Origin of the sequence: Photorhabdus cinerea (assembly GCF_011189575.1) — a bacterium.
Classification (GTDB): domain Bacteria; phylum Pseudomonadota; class Gammaproteobacteria; order Enterobacterales; family Enterobacteriaceae; genus Photorhabdus; species Photorhabdus cinerea.
This window is the reverse complement of the sequence record NZ_PUJW01000015.1, coordinates 22,248-38,905: the sequence shown is the minus strand read 5'-3', so window position 1 is coordinate 38,905 and position 16,658 is coordinate 22,248. Positions and strand designations below refer to the sequence as shown.

At 41.1% G+C, this 16,658-nt stretch carries 15 protein-coding genes and 3 pseudogenes; 6 read left to right on the top strand and 12 right to left on the bottom strand.

Annotation, left to right across the window (positions count from 1 at the left end):
- Nucleotides 1-87: 87 nt before the first annotated feature.
- A pseudogene (locus tag C5469_RS14970) lies at nt 88-714 on the bottom strand (response regulator transcription factor).
- Nucleotides 714-2,051, bottom strand: coding sequence for a sensor histidine kinase (locus C5469_RS14965; protein ID WP_242689483.1), 1,338 nt, complete (start codon nt 2,049-2,051; stop codon nt 714-716). Before C5469_RS14965 ends, C5469_RS14970 begins: the two are co-directional and overlap by 1 nt.
- Before the next feature lie 563 nt (nt 2,052-2,614).
- On the opposite strand from C5469_RS14965, the gene C5469_RS14960 reads away from it, so the two are divergent.
- The 3 genes from C5469_RS14960 (at nt 2,615) to C5469_RS14950 (ending at nt 3,665) form a co-directional block, all read left to right on the top strand.
- Complete coding sequence (locus tag C5469_RS14960; protein ID WP_166308194.1) at nt 2,615-3,235, top strand: hypothetical protein; 621 nt, start codon at nt 2,615-2,617, stop codon at nt 3,233-3,235.
- Nucleotides 3,232-3,453 (top strand): hypothetical protein, encoded by a 222-nt coding sequence (locus C5469_RS14955; RefSeq protein ID WP_166308191.1) that lies wholly within the window; start codon nt 3,232-3,234, stop codon nt 3,451-3,453. Before C5469_RS14960 ends, C5469_RS14955 begins: the two co-directional genes overlap by 4 nt.
- Before the next feature lie 74 nt (nt 3,454-3,527).
- Nucleotides 3,528-3,665: a transposase gene (locus tag C5469_RS14950; protein ID WP_166308188.1), complete on the top strand. Its 138-nt coding sequence runs from the start codon at nt 3,528-3,530 to the stop codon at nt 3,663-3,665.
- A gap of 56 nt (nt 3,666-3,721) precedes the next feature.
- On the opposite strand, the gene C5469_RS14945 is transcribed toward C5469_RS14950, so the two are convergent.
- Nucleotides 3,722-4,081, bottom strand: a complete 360-nt coding sequence (locus C5469_RS14945; RefSeq protein WP_166308185.1) for an IS3 family transposase — start codon at nt 4,079-4,081, stop codon at nt 3,722-3,724.
- 89 nt (nt 4,082-4,170) lie between these two features.
- The gene (locus C5469_RS14940; protein ID WP_166308182.1) at nt 4,171-4,485 is read right to left on the bottom strand and encodes a transposase; all 315 of its coding nucleotides are present in this window, start codon (nt 4,483-4,485) and stop codon (nt 4,171-4,173) included.
- Between the two features lie 156 nt (nt 4,486-4,641).
- On the opposite strand from C5469_RS14940, the pseudogene C5469_RS23665 reads away from it, so the two are divergent.
- Nucleotides 4,642-4,800, top strand: a pseudogene (locus C5469_RS23665) (IS982 family transposase); the annotation flags it as partial.
- Nucleotides 4,801-4,806: 6 nt separating this feature from the next.
- On the opposite strand, the gene pyrF reads toward C5469_RS23665, so the two are convergent.
- From pyrF to C5469_RS14925, 3 genes are read right to left on the bottom strand one after another with little or no spacing between them, the layout of a single operon-like run.
- Entirely contained in the window at nt 4,807-5,622 is an 816-nt protein-coding gene (gene pyrF, locus C5469_RS14935; protein ID WP_166308179.1) for an orotidine-5'-phosphate decarboxylase, read from the bottom strand.
- A 32-nt stretch (nt 5,623-5,654) separates the two neighbouring features.
- Nucleotides 5,655-5,915, bottom strand: a complete 261-nt coding sequence (locus C5469_RS14930) for a hypothetical protein (protein ID WP_166308176.1) — start codon at nt 5,913-5,915, stop codon at nt 5,655-5,657.
- Between the two features lie 22 nt (nt 5,916-5,937).
- Nucleotides 5,938-6,951, bottom strand: a complete 1,014-nt coding sequence (locus C5469_RS14925; RefSeq protein ID WP_166308174.1) for an IS630 family transposase — start codon at nt 6,949-6,951, stop codon at nt 5,938-5,940.
- 303 nt (nt 6,952-7,254) lie between these two features.
- Here C5469_RS14925 and C5469_RS14920 point away from each other — a divergent pair.
- Nucleotides 7,255-7,560, top strand: a pseudogene (locus C5469_RS14920) (transposase); the annotation flags it as partial.
- Between the two features lie 235 nt (nt 7,561-7,795).
- Here the strand turns inward: C5469_RS14920 and pckA are convergent.
- The 4 genes from pckA to C5469_RS14900 form a co-directional block, all read right to left on the bottom strand.
- On the bottom strand, nt 7,796-9,415 hold the full coding sequence (pckA, locus tag C5469_RS14915) for a phosphoenolpyruvate carboxykinase (ATP) (protein WP_166308172.1): 1,620 nt from the start codon (nt 9,413-9,415) through the stop codon (nt 7,796-7,798).
- Between the two features lie 213 nt (nt 9,416-9,628).
- Nucleotides 9,629-10,495 (bottom strand): Hsp33 family molecular chaperone HslO, encoded by an 867-nt coding sequence (gene hslO, locus C5469_RS14910; protein WP_166308170.1) that lies wholly within the window; start codon nt 10,493-10,495, stop codon nt 9,629-9,631.
- A 26-nt stretch (nt 10,496-10,521) separates the two neighbouring features.
- Nucleotides 10,522-10,938 (bottom strand): ribosome-associated heat shock protein Hsp15, encoded by a 417-nt coding sequence (gene hslR / locus C5469_RS14905; RefSeq protein WP_166308168.1) that lies wholly within the window; start codon nt 10,936-10,938, stop codon nt 10,522-10,524.
- 63 nt (nt 10,939-11,001) lie between these two features.
- The gene (locus C5469_RS14900; protein WP_166308166.1) at nt 11,002-13,107 is read right to left on the bottom strand and encodes an IgaA/UmoB family intracellular growth attenuator; all 2,106 of its coding nucleotides are present in this window, start codon (nt 13,105-13,107) and stop codon (nt 11,002-11,004) included.
- A 342-nt stretch (nt 13,108-13,449) separates the two neighbouring features.
- Here C5469_RS14900 and nudE point away from each other — a divergent pair, with 342 nt between their 5' ends.
- Nucleotides 13,450-13,998: an ADP compounds hydrolase NudE gene (gene nudE / locus C5469_RS14895; RefSeq protein ID WP_166308164.1), complete on the top strand. Its 549-nt coding sequence runs from the start codon at nt 13,450-13,452 to the stop codon at nt 13,996-13,998.
- 46 nt (nt 13,999-14,044) lie between these two features.
- Here the strand turns inward: nudE and mrcA are convergent, their stop codons facing one another.
- Nucleotides 14,045-16,573, bottom strand: a complete 2,529-nt coding sequence (gene mrcA / locus C5469_RS14890) for a peptidoglycan glycosyltransferase/peptidoglycan DD-transpeptidase MrcA (protein ID WP_166308162.1) — start codon at nt 16,571-16,573, stop codon at nt 14,045-14,047.
- Nucleotides 16,574-16,658 lie beyond the last annotated feature (85 nt).

Below are 16,658 nucleotides of genomic sequence, written 5' to 3'. Positions count from 1 at the left end.
AAATTGATAAATTATTCTTCTCTAACTTAATGAGGTTTATAGGCTATATCTATTCGGTTGATTACTTATCAGACTTAGTAGAAATACTTAGTCATAAGATAATGATTTAAACAGCTCATACTCTTTTACTAATTGTGGTAAAGAATGTATATCTAATTTATGAAATATATTGGCACGATGAACTTCTATTGTACGTGGTGATAATGCCAATTGTTGAGCAATTTGTTTACTGGTTTTCCCTTCCAGAATAATTTCCATTACCTCACTTTCACGCTCAGATCACTGGCTAAATTTAGATTTCAGCTGCTTATATATTTGACATTGATTAAATATTTTCTGATGAAATAATAATGCATCTGAAACTGTTTCAATCAATAAGTCTGCATCAATAGGTTTAGTGAGAAATTCAAAAGCCCCATTTTTAAAAGCACGGCGACAGATATCAATATTTCCATGCCCTGTCATAATAATTATTGGCAATGTATTGTTGAGTTTCAGAAGATCATCCTGCAATGCCAAGCCAGGTTTTCCCGGCATACGAATATCCAATAAGATACATCCCTGAAGCTCTGAGATATTTGCCTTATTAATTACATTAAGAAATTCTTGAGCACCAGAAAATGAAATTACTGACCAATTCATGGTTTCCAATAAAATAGATAATGAATCACAGATCGCTTCATCATCATCAATAAGATAAATCATTGCCGTCATTATTCCTCCTTGCCTTTATTAGCTGGTAACAAAATAATAAAACGAGCACCGCCTGCCTCACAATTTTCAGCGCTAATATCACCACCAAGTTTCTGAACTAACGTCTCCGTTAAAGTCATTCCCAATCCCATGCCCTGCTGACGTGTGGTAAAAAATGGAATAAATACATTCCTCAACGCTTCATCACTTAATCCAGGACCACCATCTGTTATCACAATTTTTATCATTTCATCAGCATAAATGATATCAATACAGATCCAATTTTTGTGTTCTACCTGACTTTGCTCTTGCTGTGCCTGAATTGCATTGCTTATTAAATTGTGAAATATCTGCTCAATCCACAACGGCTCAGAGAATATCATTGGTAGATCATCACAAATCTGCTTTATGATTTTTATTTCCCCTGCTTTGATTTCATTTTCTAGCAATATTTCAACTCTACCTAATATCGATAGAATATTCACAGGCTGTAAAATAGAGCTACCGGTTTTCAGTTTATCATGATATTGCGTTAATAAATTCGCGATACGTTGAGTTTGCAAAACTGATGAGTCCAATATTGCAATAACTTTATCATATTGCTGATTTTTCATTAGTCGCAGTGCACTCTGGTTATAACTCATAATCGCTGTCAAAGGCTGGTTTAATTCATGAACGATCCCTGTTGCCACTTCATCTATCGTATTCAGGCGAGTGAACTCAAAGAAATGTGCTCGTAAATCAGAAGCCTTTCTCAGTCTTCTATTTTTCTGAATTAAAAAGATAAAACAGATAATTACTGCCCATAAAAAACTGAGACAAGTAATATAACCCCATGGCAGTTTAGACCACTGTTGATCATTACTCGCTTTGAGCACAAAAGGCTGAAAACGACTAGTCAGCTTTTTCTCCCAATGCCAAAAATGCCGCCCTTCTTCCAACCCATATCTAATTAATGGACGGTTATTCCAATCTAATTTTACCGTTCGAAATTGTGACAATAATGACAAATTTTTCATCAGAATATTAAGATCAATCAATAATCGGATACTATTGCGTGTATTATTAAGCCAATATCTTCCCTCTTCCGCTTCACTGATCATAGGGAAAATTAATACATGCACAGGAATCTCTTGTAATCCGACAACTTGCGGAAAATTTTCCTGTAACTGCTTCAATCCAATATTAGCATCCATGAGCGAAACAATGGCATCATGCTGTGCAAGCTTTTCGCTCAATTCTCGATAAAGAATATTAAATGAAACTGTTTGTTGTTGATAATTTTGATTTAATGAATGATTAATCATTCCCCAAGCGGTCAAGACAGTTAATACAATCCACGCAAAAAAATGCCACATATGATTACCTGAAAGGATATCTTTCATGACGTTAAAGACGTAATCAGAATATATAAAGGAAATGGCTATCAGATTCCAGTGCTTGGGTTAATCTTGTTCATTTTACCTACACATTTTTTGACCTAAGATAAAACATTGGCATAGGGAAAAAGCGAGTATTTATAGAGATTTCCGCTAAGTAATTGAAGGTAATTAGATCGCTATTTAGTGAATAGGCTATATGAAATGATTCTCGTTCAATAAATTATCAAGTCTCACTCTAAAAAATACCTTTATTATCAAATAATTAATTAAATACCCTATAATTATTTCCTATTTGATCAGAAAAAACGCTTTACAATCGATAGTGATAATTATTATCATTCGTATCGCTTTCAGATGAACCACCTTCAGGGTACATATGAAGGCACGACATTGCTCACATTGCTTCCAGTGTTTACTTTAGCCAGCCGGGTGCTGGCTTTTTTTTATTGTATCAGTGCGATCATTATTCATTCAAAATATTTGAATCCTAAGGTTAGATTTTTAAGCTTTTATGCTCTCTCTTCTCAATTAGGGGTTCTTTGACCAAAGCCCCGATTTGTTCCCTAACACCCTCCCAACCCTTGCTGTGCGAAACTACTGCACAGGATGATGTGCTTAAATTACCGGAAGCATTGCTCCGTGATTTGTTTAATGGTGCAGTTCAGGCAGATAAAAAGAATCGGCAACGAACAATTAAAGATCTGGATAGAGCTGCGGAGATACTGGCAAAAGCCTGTAAGATGCTTCTTGATAATAAATTACCTGACGAGGATGTTCGGGATAAAATATATAATCTGATCCCTGAAGATGTACTGGCGAATGCCGTAAATAATGTAACCTCGCTCATTCGCCCTGCTAATAATGTTTATTTCAATGAGTTGGATGCTAAATTCCGTACGATTCGTCGCTTTTTACCTGAATTGCTTTCAAAAATTCATTTTGAAGGTAATGCTTCAGCCGAAACACTGATTGATGCACTTTACTGGATTGAAAACAACCTTAAAAAGAAAAAAATAGATAACGATGTGCTCCGTGAAATAATTAACAAACCGTGGCAACAGCATGTTATAAGAAATGATGGCAGTATTGATTTTCATGCTTATACGTTTTGTGCCCTGAAAGAACTTCAGACTACACTGAAAAAAGAGATATCTATGTGACCCCCAGCTGGCGTTACGCTGATCCACGAACAGGACTTATCGAAGGGAGTGAGTGGGAAGCTTTACTCCCTGTTATCTGCCGTTCTCTGGGACTGTCATCAACGCCGACAGCAACATTGTCAGCAATAACAGCAGAACTGGACACGACTTATCGTGAAATGTTGAATCGACTTCCTGAAAACCCGGCCATAAGATTTACGGGCCAGGTGAAAAAATAGAACTGATCCTGAGTCCCCTGGACGCAATTGAAGATACGCCGTCACTTATCAAGCTACGCCAGCAGGTGGCGGATATGCTGCCACGCGTAGATTTGCCAGAACTCATACTTGAAATTGATGCCCGAACACAGTTTACCAGTGCCTTCACCCATGCCTCAGAACAGGGCTCACGGGTCTCTGATCTGAATATCAGTATATATGTGCAATGCTGATGGCAGAAGCCTGTAACAGCGGGCTGTAGCCCTTCATTCGCAACGATGTTGCCGCACTAAAACGTGACCGTCTGGCCTGGACTGACAGTAATTATATTCGGGATGAAACGATCCGCGATGCCAACGCCATTCTGTATAGCTGATATCCCCGCACCAAAGGGTGTTCGGTTCCCCGGGGATAAATCTCGGTTCGGTGACGCCACTGATTCCTCAGGGCAAATCCGATAACGATGTCCCCCCGGTTGGCGACTTATCAGACCGAACTCTTTCATCAGACGACTCACCTTCCAGCAACCTGCCGGAATACCGGCTTTTCTCAATTGGTGCATTAACGTGCGACTCCCCGCCGCCCCACGGCTGGCCGAATGCAGTTCCCTGAGCCGCACCTTAATTTTCAGTCGGTTATCATCAATCACTTTCCGGCTCCCGGCATAATAAGCACTACGGGAAACATTCAAGAGACGACAAAGGTCAGTGACCGGCCAACGCCGACTTAGCCATGTGATTAAAGCGTAAACTTGCCGGGTATCTCGCTCATCAACACGGCTGCCTGCTTTAAAATGGCTTTCTCCATTTCTAGGCGCCTGACTTGGGCTTCCAGCGCTTTAATGCGCTGTTGTTCAGGCGTCAGCGCGATACCGGAAGGGGTAATCCCGTTCAGTTCGGCCTGATATTGTTTTATCCACTTGCGCAAGGTGCTGGGGTCAAGTTCGAGAGCCCGGGCCACATCAGGCACACACTGCCGGTGTGTAATAACTTGTGTAATCGCCTCCAACTTGAATTCCGAGGAGAAGCGACGTTTAGTTTGATGATTGTTCATAGACTACACCTCAATTGACTGTTGTCACATTAACAGGCTTTTGATGTGTCCAGGAATATTAAACCACTACAGAGCGGTATGAGTCGAGAGGCTCACGTACCGTTCTGCAAGAGACTGCGGGGGAAGTTCCTGCAGTCTACTCAACCGGTGGTCGATCAATTAAGAAATATTTCTCAGATAGAGCATTCAAGGCACCGTAGTCTGCTCGGTTTTTTATTGGAGGTTGTGTCAGGATTAATTGCTTACACTTTTCAACCCAAAAAACCGAGCTTAAATTTACGAGGCTCTGACCTAGCCCTTCTTAAGCAGAGCTGAGGTTATTTACCTATACAGATTGATATTATCCCTAATTTCTTTAGCTGTCTGCCTTGCTTTGTCTGCAAAATCGAATTCATTCTGTGAAGTATAAATAATTGAACGAGAACTACTTATTATTAATCCTTTTCCATCTTCATTTTTTCCGTTGATTACCAAGTCTTTAATTGATCCACCTTGTGCGCCAACTCCAGGAACTAGGAAAACAATATTTTTTGCTATTTCTCTAATTTCCTTCATCTGAGTCGGCCAGGTTGCGCCTACTACAGCAAGACAGTTATTATTATAATTCCATTCATTAACTATCAAAGATGCAACTTTCTTATATAATGGTTCACCATCAACAAGTAAATCTTGGATATTTACTGCGCCGGGGTTTGATGTCCGACACAGCAATATAATGCCTTTGTCTTTATAATCTAAAAATGGTTTTAAGGAATCGAAACCAAGATAAGGGTTAATTGTAACAGCATCAGCATTATACCTTTCGAAACTTTCCTTTGCATATTGTTCTGCAGTACTGCCAATATCACCACGTTTTGCATCAAGGATAATAGGGATATCAGGATAAGTAGTTTTTATATAATTGATGATTTTTTCGAGTTCATGTTCTTTACCAGCAGATGAAAAATGAGCAATCTGTGGCTTATATGCACATACTAAATCATGAGTAGAATCAATTATTTTCTTACTAAATTCATAATATCCATCTTTGGAGTTTCTATAATGTTCGGGTAATTTATCGTTTATAGGATCTATTCCGATACAAAGTAAAGAGTTATTTTTATCGGATGAATAGCTAATTTTTTCTACGAAATTCATAATTTCTCAACTATAAAAATATCCAGCAATAATTAATGAGAAAAGAACATATCAAAGGATTCATTATAAAATTGTTCTTGGGAAAAATCAAACTCTAAAAAGTCCCTAACATAATTGGAATCTACATTTTTAATCTTTTCAAGGAATAATGATAATGCCTCCGTTTTATTTTCATTTCCAGTGAAACGATAATTTGGATCAGAAAATTCGATAGGGAAGTTAGGCCAATTTACTTGTTTGATACAATGAAAAAGCTCTTTTTCTGCTGAATCCTCATCTAAATAACTTTTCATAATTATGATACACCCTTTCTTTTTATTCTCTGTGAGCCCGGTAGGAGAATGAATTCAAAAATGTTTTCACTTTTTCGAGCAACTGCCACATATACTGGCAGCAATGATTTCGTGTCACCGTTTCATGCAGGGATTGCCACAGGCGCTCAATTTTATTCAGCTCGGGGGAATAAACAGGTAAAAACAATAGGTTAAATTTAGAATGACGAGTCAGCCAATCACTGACCATCCGGCTTTTGTGAATACTATAATTATCCAAAATTAACGTGAGGGTTTCAACGTGACAATATTGGCGATCAAGTTCTTCCAATACATTGATAAATAATCGAGAATTCTTATTTAACCCGCCAACATAAGTGATTTTCCCTGTTTGAACATTCAGACAACCCGCAAGGTAATGTTTTTGGTTTTTTCCTAGTGTCACTATACGTTTCTGCTGCCCTTTTAAATACCCGTCAGCTCCGATTTTTGGATTTAACTCGATATCAACTTCATCTTCATAAAAGACCGGATGTTTTTCCGAGCACGTTGACAATGCCTCAATAATTTTCGCCATTTTTTCAGGGTATTCGGGATCGGGTAATTTAAGCGTCGGAGCTGCTCTTCGCCAAACGATACCCATTTTACGTAAGTAACGATAGAAGGTGCTGATGGATAATTTTATATTTAATAATGCATTGATTTTCATTATAAAAAGTTCAAGACTCCAACGAGAACGCAAGCAACCCAATTGTTGGGGAGAATGTTGTAATAAAAAAGACAGCAAAGGATAAAGTGGGATTAAATTCCAGACAGCGGGTCTGCCCGCAGGCAGGCTTTTCAAGCCTTCCAGACCATATAAAGTAAACCCATTTATCCAGCGATTGACGGAAGAACGCCCGGCACAAAGGGTTCTGGCGACTTGTGAAACAGACTCGCCGCGATGTAGCATTAACATGGCCATGAGTCTGCGGGCATAATTTTTATCTCGGGTGGTTTGGATAATTTTTTTCATCAGGCGTCGTTCATTGCGGGGTATCAGTGCTATGATAGGCATAACTCAGTCCGTTTAGTGGTTTGGGATTTTTTGCAATTGATCAGATCGCAAAAATTGGACTGAGTTCCCTCCAAGTGATCTACTATTTTGAAAAGTTATTTATAACACCTTTATGTATCATTGAGATTGTTAAATTTAGTTTGTGTATATGTGAATTCCCAACGGCTCTCAACGAAAAAATTCTATTTTATTGTTATTTCTAACCACCTCTTTAAGAGGTGGTTAGATTATTGACAAAGTGCTGGTTTTTTATACGGCACTTTGTTTTAATTAAGTTCCGTTCACAAGACGGAGCTTGCCGCCATGTTAAGAACACCGCCGCCCCAAACTTTCCCGCCAGAAACCCACTCGCTTGACGAGCGGGTCTCCAAAAACCATCTGGTACGTCAAGTTGATGCCGCCCTTGATTTCGAATTTATCCGCGAATTAGTCGCCCCGTTGTATTGCCACAATAATGGCCGGCCAGCCATCGATCCGGTCATGCTGATTAAGATGATGTTACTGGGCTATTTATTTGGTATTCCCAGTGAACGCCGTCTGGTACAGGAAATTCAGGTTAATGTGGCTTACCGTTGGTTTCTGCGCCTCGGACTGACCGGTAACAGCCCAAAATATCAAGAAGATAGCGTTGCGAGTCGCCACGTTTTGTTATTTTTATTGCTGGACACAGGAGGTATATGGTACGGCAAGGACAAAAATGGCGCATCGGTGGGCGATCCCATGGAGCTAATGAGGAAAATGGCCACAACATTTTTCATCATGAAAAAACAAACCCCGTTCTTTTAAACGAGGTTTGTCAGCAGTCTGACCTCACCCATACAGATGAGGTTTAAAAAATTTACAACTACAGTTTAGGGCCTGCTTTTACCAAAGCTTCCCCTGCTGGGGTATCCGTGTATTTATCAAAGTTGTCGACAAAACGGTGTGCTAAGTCTTTCGCCTTCTCTTCCCACTGAGATTTATCTGCATAAGTATTACGTGGATCAAGAATATTGGTATCAACACCAGGCAATGCAGTAGGAACTGCCAGCTCGAAGATCGGTAATTCGATAGTATCGGCTTCCTCAATATCACCACTCAAAATGGCATCAATAATCCCACGGGTATCTTTAATAGAGATTCGTTTCCCCGTCCCATTCCAGCCAGTGTTTACCAAATAAGCTTTGGCACCTGCGGCCTGCATACGTTTTACTAATACCTCTGCGTATTGAGTCGGATGCAGAGTCAAAAATGCAGCACCGAAACATGCGGAGAATGTTGGCGTTGGTTCAGTCACACCACGTTCTGTACCGGCCAGTTTTGCCGTGAAGCCAGATAAGAAGTGATATTGAGTCTGCTCTGGTGTCAGTCGGGATACCGGAGGCAACACACCAAATGCGTCAGCCGTCAGAAAGATCACCTTGGTAGCATGTCCCGCTTTGGAAATTGGCTTAACAATGTTTTCAATATGATGGATAGGATAAGAAACACGCGTGTTTTCGGTTTTTGAACCATCATTGAAATCAACGGTACCATCTGCCAGTACAGTAACATTTTCCAGCAACGCATCACGTTTAATCGCATTGTAGATATCCGGTTCCGCTTCTTCGGACAGATTGATAGTTTTTGCGTAACAACCACCTTCAAAGTTAAATACACCGTCATCATCCCAACCGTGTTCATCGTCACCAATCAGTTTACGTTTTGGATCAGTAGAAAGTGTGGTTTTACCTGTACCGGACAAGCCGAAGAAGACAGCAACATCCCCCTGTTCTCCAACATTGGCAGAACAGTGCATTGAAGCAATCCCTTTCAATGGCAACAGGTAGTTCATCATTGAGAACATCCCTTTTTTCATTTCGCCACCGTACCAGGTACCCCCGATCAGTTGCATACGCTCTGTCAGGTTGAATGCAACGAAGTTTTCAGAGTTCAAACCCTGCTCTTTCCATTGTGGGTTAGTGCATTTTGCACCGTTCATCACAATAAAATCAGGTTTGAATCCAGCCAGTTCTTCATCTGACGGACGGATAAACATGTTTTTAACAAAGTGAGCCTGCCACGCAACTTCGGTAATAAAGCGGACTTTCAGGCGTGTATCTGCATTCGCCCCACAGAAAACATCGACAATAAACAAACGTTTGCCTGAAAGTTGTTTAGTGACCAGCCCTTTCAGATGTGTCCATGTTTCCTGATGTAATGGCTTGTTATCATTCTTGCCTTTTCCTTGGTCAGACCACCATACGGTATCACGGGTTACATCATCACGAACAATATACTTATCTTTGGGAGAACGACCAGTGAAGATCCCCGTATCGACAGCTACAGCCCCCAGGTTGGTCAGAGTGCCACTCTCGTAGCCTTCAAGTGAAGGTTCAGTTTCTTCTGAAAATAACAGCTCATAACTTGGATTATAAACAACTTCGCTAACATCATGGATTCCGTAGCCCGCGAGTTCCTGCGGGGTAATGCCTTTAACACTCATGTTATTGCTCCTGGCTCCTGGGTAGTCACACTTTTTCTGTGAGCAATAATAAATAATTACGATTAATTAACAGCGATTGTTATCAAAAAATTGAAAACCTATCATTTTTTTAAGGTTAATTTGAGGCGGAATGCACGAAAGGAAGACTTTGAATATTATGGATATTGGTAGAAAGGCGCGAACCCGCGCCCTAAAAGATAAAACAGATTAGTGCTATTGACCCTTTTTTTCCGACCTAATTTCAGTGATATCATCAGCATCAAAAATATAGTGTGTACCACAGTACTCACACTCCATGTTAATGTTGCCATCTTTCTGCAAAATATGATGAATATCTTCGTCAGAAAGTGTCACTAACGTGTCAGCACAACGTTGACGGGAACAAGTGCAACGAAATTCAACCGATTGCGGCTCATATAATGTCACATCTTCTTCATGATAAAGACGATGCAGAATCTCTTTAACTTCCAATGAGAAGAGTTCTCCACCTTTAATGGTGGCAGTAAGTTGCACCAGATGATCAAATGCTTCTGTATTATCCTGTTCCGCCGTCGGCAGAACCTGTAATAACATACCCGCAGCCGCGATATTTCCATCCTGAATACCGGTACGGATAAACAGACGGGTTGGTAACTGTTCAGACTGTCTAAAATAATCATCCAGACAGTCCGCCAGAGTTTCACCTTCTAAAGCAACCACACCTTGATAACGCTCACCATGCGTTGGGGTAATCGTAATTACCATATAACCTGTCCCAACCATCTGCTTCAGGCCGCTGTTTTCAGCAATTAATCCATCAATACGAGCAACACCACGCATCTGTTGCTGGTGATTACCATTAATTACGGCCAGTTTCACCGGCCCATCTCCCTGAATCTGAACAGTAATATCTCCATCAAATTTCAGTGTCGCAGTTAATAAACTGGTTGCTACTAACAATTCTCCCAATAATTGTTGTACTGGCTGCGGGTAATCATGATCTTCCAGGATATGCTGGTAAGTTTCACTGGCTAAAACCAGCTCACCACGTACAGAATAATTCTCAAATAAAAAGCGGTGTAATTGGTCTTGTTTAGACATAAATATCTCTCATCTTTATGAGCAAGTTATTCCGGCTCACTCAATTTAGTGTTCTTAAACTTAATCAGCGTGCGCCTTTCTTTTTTATCTGGCCGACGATCAGGATGAGGCATAGTTAATGCATTCATTTTACGAGCTATTACCATTTTCTCCCGGTTAGCAATACTTGCTTCAGTTTCTTGGTAAAGTAACTGAGCTTCTGGCGCACTGCGCCGAGAGCTGCTTAATGCAAGAACTTCAACAATACGTTCATCATTACCCTGACGTAGTTTAATCTCAGCCCTCAGTTCAACTAATTTACTCGGTTTACTTCTTTGACCATTATAATGAACTTTACCACCATCTATCATTTCCCGTGCAACAGCCCGCGTTTTATAAAAGCGGGCAGCCCACAGCCATTTATCCAGACGGACAGCTTGATCGGAGTCTGAATTATCCTTCATCTTTATCTCCCAATATCAGCGCTGGTAAAAAAACAGAGCGTAACACACCATTGCTGATTATCGCTAACGCGTAGGCGGGGAAGTCATATTGAAACAGTTATCGTAATACTGCCTGATTTTGCTGAAGCGTTGCTTGTTTTGCCGATTTTTCTTAACAACGAATACAAGATTAATGATCAAAGTAACAAAAAGGGCCAGGAGTAAAAGGGTTGTACTAATACAACGAGCAAGTGTCATAGAATCCAGCACACTGTGCAACACAATCCGACGGGTTCCACTAGTATCCTCAGATAATTCCGTGATAATTCCCGTTGTCTCAAAAGGCGTTTGCAACAACATTTCTGATAACCGCTGTAAATCACGCCACTGTTCCAACGCATTATGATCATAAGAAATGATTAACGGCATCATATTTTCAACCAACTGTTTGCCTTCATCACTGATCAGCAGAACCCCTCCCGGAGAAGGGCTATTAAGCAACATTGCTGCTTTGTCTATTTCCCGATAGATAAAGGACGATGTAGTAGCATCAACTAGCTTTCCCAAAGCTTCAGCCCCTGCTGGACGCAATAAAACGTGGGTATCATCAAACTTGCCACTTTCTGCATCTTTTAACAAAGTTGCCCAATCATTGGCACTGCCAAGGTTAACCAAAGCATTCTTCAATCGAAAACAGTCTGCGTCTTTCCCACATAAATTTTTAGTTTTCAATATGATATCAGAGAAATTATCCAACAAAATCATACCAGATTTGGAAATTTCCTGAGCAAGGCTTGGATTAATTACATCACTGTTTTCCTGTAAGCGCAGTTGCTTATTAACGGTTGCAATGAGTTTAGCCGCATCTTCTATAATTTCTGATTTTGGCATTGGCGGTGGGTTAGCGCTATTCCAATATATTCCTGAGCAATCGAATGGAGAAAAATGAGCGTCTCCTTTGCCATTCATATTATTCGGCGACACATAACACATACCAACTCCTTTTGCTTTCAAGACATCCCCGACTCGCAATTCCATCCCTTCCATCACATTAGCATTGGTGACAACCTTTGTACTGCTCCCATGCAACCAGGCAAAACTCAACTTCATTGGGGCACTAATTGGCTGATAAAAATAGAGCAGTAACATAATAAGCAAGCTGCTACCAATCATCATCAGATTTTTTCCATAACGGTGATAAGGATAATTCTTCTCTTCATCATGCAGAGAAAGATAATGCCCTTGCCTGACTACCTGACCATTAGTGTAAATATCAATATTGGTTTTTTGATCAAGATTGTGAATAACATAAGGTTCCCAGTGAGGTGGATAAATCAAATCAATCCCACCAAGAGAAATATTACTCATTTGTCCTTGTTCAAACTCTCCAAATAATCCCCATCGTTTTGGTATGCCGGTAAAACAATGAATATCCTGACGCCGACGTACCGAGAATGGGCAGAATAACAACCAGAAGCTAACAGCCATTAAACTGCCTGCAATCAATATCAGCCAAGGCAAAAATAATGCAGGTGAAAACAAAGCAAGGAGCCAAATAAAAAATCCGACACACAAAAATCCCCCTTCCCAAACACCCGATGAGTGATTCAACCGGTATTCTTCCGGCGTCTCTTTGCGGATGTTCTGTAATCTTACGCTGGTATCACCATTTTTCTGGATCGATGCCTGTTGATGAGGCACATCTGAAACGACCAGAGCTGAAAGGAAATCTCGCTGAAAATCTTTTAAAAAATGACCATTAATCGAAATGACAAGCGGTATTGTCGCAGTATGAACTACGTCAATAATATTCTGCTGTTTGATAAAAGGCTCAAAGAAAAACGGCAAATGAACTTCTGCCATATCAATATAATAACGCCAGCTATGTGGTTCATCTGTAGCAATAGCAAACCGGGTAATGGAATTACAGATAGTATAAATCGTGTCATTTTTGCCTACCTGGACTGGCCATGTTTTATTGATACGATCAGTCATAACCGGAGGTAATACACGATTCAGATAACATTCAATAGCCTGATATTCATCAGCATTAAATTTACGACAGGTTGGCTCAGCAACAGAAGGCAGATAACGGACATTATCATGCAGCTTCCATCTGAAAATCAGAAAGGAAGCCATTATAATCAGGCTAATGATCAAGATAGCCAATATAATGACCGTTACGCTCATTTCTCCCCCACATCCATGACAATATTACTGTTTGCAGAATAACAACCACACGTTAAGTTCTGAATCAGACCATTCCCATTTTTTAATCTACTTTACAACAAGTTATATAATCACACCCTGAACTATTTATAACATAACTCTATTCCCTATGAGGATTAAAGATAGCAGCAACAGAAATGACAAGCGATAATCACTATCATTTATTAAAATAATCGGCCATATTTAGTCAAGCTATGGAGTGTCTCTAATTTCGCCATGAAATCTAAGGTTAACAAAACAATTCATGATGTAACGATGCATAGATACTCAACTCAACCAATATTAATACCATCAGGGGCAATTATGAATGACCCGAAAAACCCTAAAATCTTGAACATAGAGAATATTGCCCATTCACGTTTATTCCATATTCAATCAGTAGATCTCGAATTCAGTAACGGTGTAAAACGCGTTTATGAACGGATGCGTCCAGCCAATCGGGAAGCTGTTCTGATAATCCCAGTCCTTGGAGACGAATTGTTACTTATTCGTGAGTATGCAGTAGGTATTGAACAATACGAATTAGGTTTTCCTAAAGGTGCTATCGACCCTGGTGAAAGTATCTTTGAAGCAGCTAACCGTGAATTGAAAGAAGAAGTCGGTTTTGGTGCGCAGAGAATAGAACAATTAGCCAAACTCACCATGGCCCCCTCCTATTTTTCTAATAAAATGAACATTGTTATTGCTGAGAATCTCTACCCAGAAAATCTGGAAGGAGATGAACCTGAACCATTGCCACAAATACGCTGGCCAATAGCAGATATGATGTCATTACTGGATCACGCTGACTTCAACGAAGCACGCAATGTTAGTGCCCTGTTTCTGGCACAAAAATACTTACAGCATCGCTGAAGTTAACAGGCACAACAGATCTTTCCCAGTTGTGCCTGTCTTATTATCAGAACAATTCCTGGCTTTCACCATCTTCAATCAAGGTTGTGCCAACTTCCTGTACCGCACTTTCTGTAGGCTGAGTTCCGTCAATGAAGTATTCACTGCGAGTATCCCCACCTCCGCTAGCAAGTTTCCCTGTCTTACGATCTATCACGACAGAAACGATACCTGGAGGAAGTGCTATTTCTTTTTCAGGAACCCCCTCCAGTGCCACTTTCATAAAGTCATCCCAAATTGGCTGTGCACTCTTCGCGCCCGCTTCACCACCACTGGCGGCAGTACGGCCAAGGCTTCTACGGTGGTCATCAAAACCAATCCAGACGGTTGTCACAATATCCGGCCCATAACCTGAGAACCAAGCATCCTTTGAACTGTTAGTTGTACCGGTTTTGCCACCAATATCACGACGTTTCAGATCACGCGAGGCACGCCAACCCGTACCAGTCCAACCCGGTTCGCCAAAAATATTGGTATTCAGGGCATCATGGATCAAAAATGCCAGAGGAGTACTGATAACATGAGGAGCATATTTTTGCTCATTTTCATTACCATCAATTACCGGCGCTTTTTCCAATTCAGGTAACGGCAATATCTCCTGTTGGCTAACATGAGATTGAGCTACATTTTCAATCGAGTTTTCAGAAAGTTCGATTGAACGTGCAGTATCACCATAAATCACTGGAATATCGCATTGCGGACATGCAATCTTAGGTCTGGCTTCAAATAGAATATCTCCATCTTCATTTTCGATCTTAGTAATGAAGTAGGGATCAATCAGATAACCTCCATTAGACATCACCGAATATCCACGTACCACCTGCATTGGTGTAAACGATGGAGCGCCCAACGCGAGAGATTCTGTACGAACAATATTTTTCCCTGGGAAGCCAAATCGTTGTAGGTAGTCCGCGGCATAATCAACTCCCATTGCACGCATTGCGCGAACCATCACAACATTCTTCGATTGCCCTAACCCTTGACGCAAACGAATTGGCCCGGCGTAAGTTGGTGGTGAGTTTTTCGGGCGCCAATCGGTACCCGCTCCCGCATCCCAGCGGCTGATTGGCAGGTCATTGAGCAAAGAAGCCAGTGTCAGCCCTTTATCCATCGCTGCCGCATAAAGAAACGGTTTAATATTGGAACCAATCTGACGTAATGATTGGGTGACTCGATTAAATTTACTCAAGCTGAAATCAAACCCACCCACCAACGCCTTCACTGCACCATCATTAGGATCAATAGAAACCAGAGCAACATTAACTTCCGGTATTTGTGCCAACCACCAGATATCTTTTACTTTCCGCACCCAAACCTGCTCACCCGCCTGAACCACTTCATTCACACTACGAGGAACTGCACCCTGCGCACTATCAGATCTGAATTTTCTGGCCCAGCGAACACCAGCCATTGGTAATTCGACATTGCTGCCATCAGCCAATATCACTGTTGCCTGATCAGCACCTGCTCTGATTACCACTGCCGGCATTAGCGGGTCATAATTTGGCAGTGTCTTGAGCTTCTTAAGGATCTGCTCCTGAGACCAGGCAGGTTCACCTACTTTCCACAAAACCTCCTGCTCCTCACGGTAACCATGACGGACATCATAATCAATGATGTTATTACGAGCCGCCTCTACGGCTGCCAACTGAAGTTTACGGGTAATGGTGGTATAAACTTTATAACCGTCTGTATAAGCATTCTCACCATAACGTTCAATCATCTCCTGGCGCACCATCTCAGACAAATATGGAGCAGAAAAAGCAATTTGAGGAGCATGGTAATTAGCCACCAGCTTTTCACCTCTGGCTTGATTATATTGCTGCTGAGTAATGTAACCCTGATCGAGCATACGACTCAAAACCACATTCCGGCGGTTAATTGCCCGATCATAAGAATAAAGCGGGTTAAAAGTAGAAGGTGCTTTTGGCAAACCGGCAATCATGGCTATTTCGCTCAGAGTCAACTCATTGACATTCTTACCAAAATAAACTTGAGCCGCAGCTCCGACACCATAAGCCCGGTAACCAAGATAAATTTTATTAAGATAGAGTTCGAGGATCTCATCTTTATTCAGTAACTGCTCAATCCTGATAGCGAGAAAAACTTCCTTGATTTTACGCGTCAACGTCTTTTCAGGGCTGAGAAAGAAATTTCTCGCCAGTTGCTGAGTAATAGTACTTGCCCCTTGCGAAGCACGTCCTGAACTCAGTGCTACAGATGCAGCCCGGATAATCCCTACCGGGTCAACGCCGTGGTGTTCATAGAAACGACTGTCCTCCGTTGCAATGAATGCTTTCACCATAATCGGTGGAATTTCGGACAACGTAAGAGGCATACGGCGCTTTTCACCATACTGAGCAATAAGCTCACCATCCGCACTGAACACCTGCATTGGTGTTTGTAGTCGAACATCTTTTAATGTCGCCACATCAGGTAACTGAGGCTCGATATATTTGTACATACCAAAAATCGAGACCGTTCCCAGAAAAATGCAACACACAACAAAGATTAGAAAATACTTTACGAACTTCACCTGAAATTTCCCATGCCACGTTAGTTGGGTGGTTTATAAACAATCGGCGCGTAGTATAAAGGTTACACAGCACCTTGAATATGGT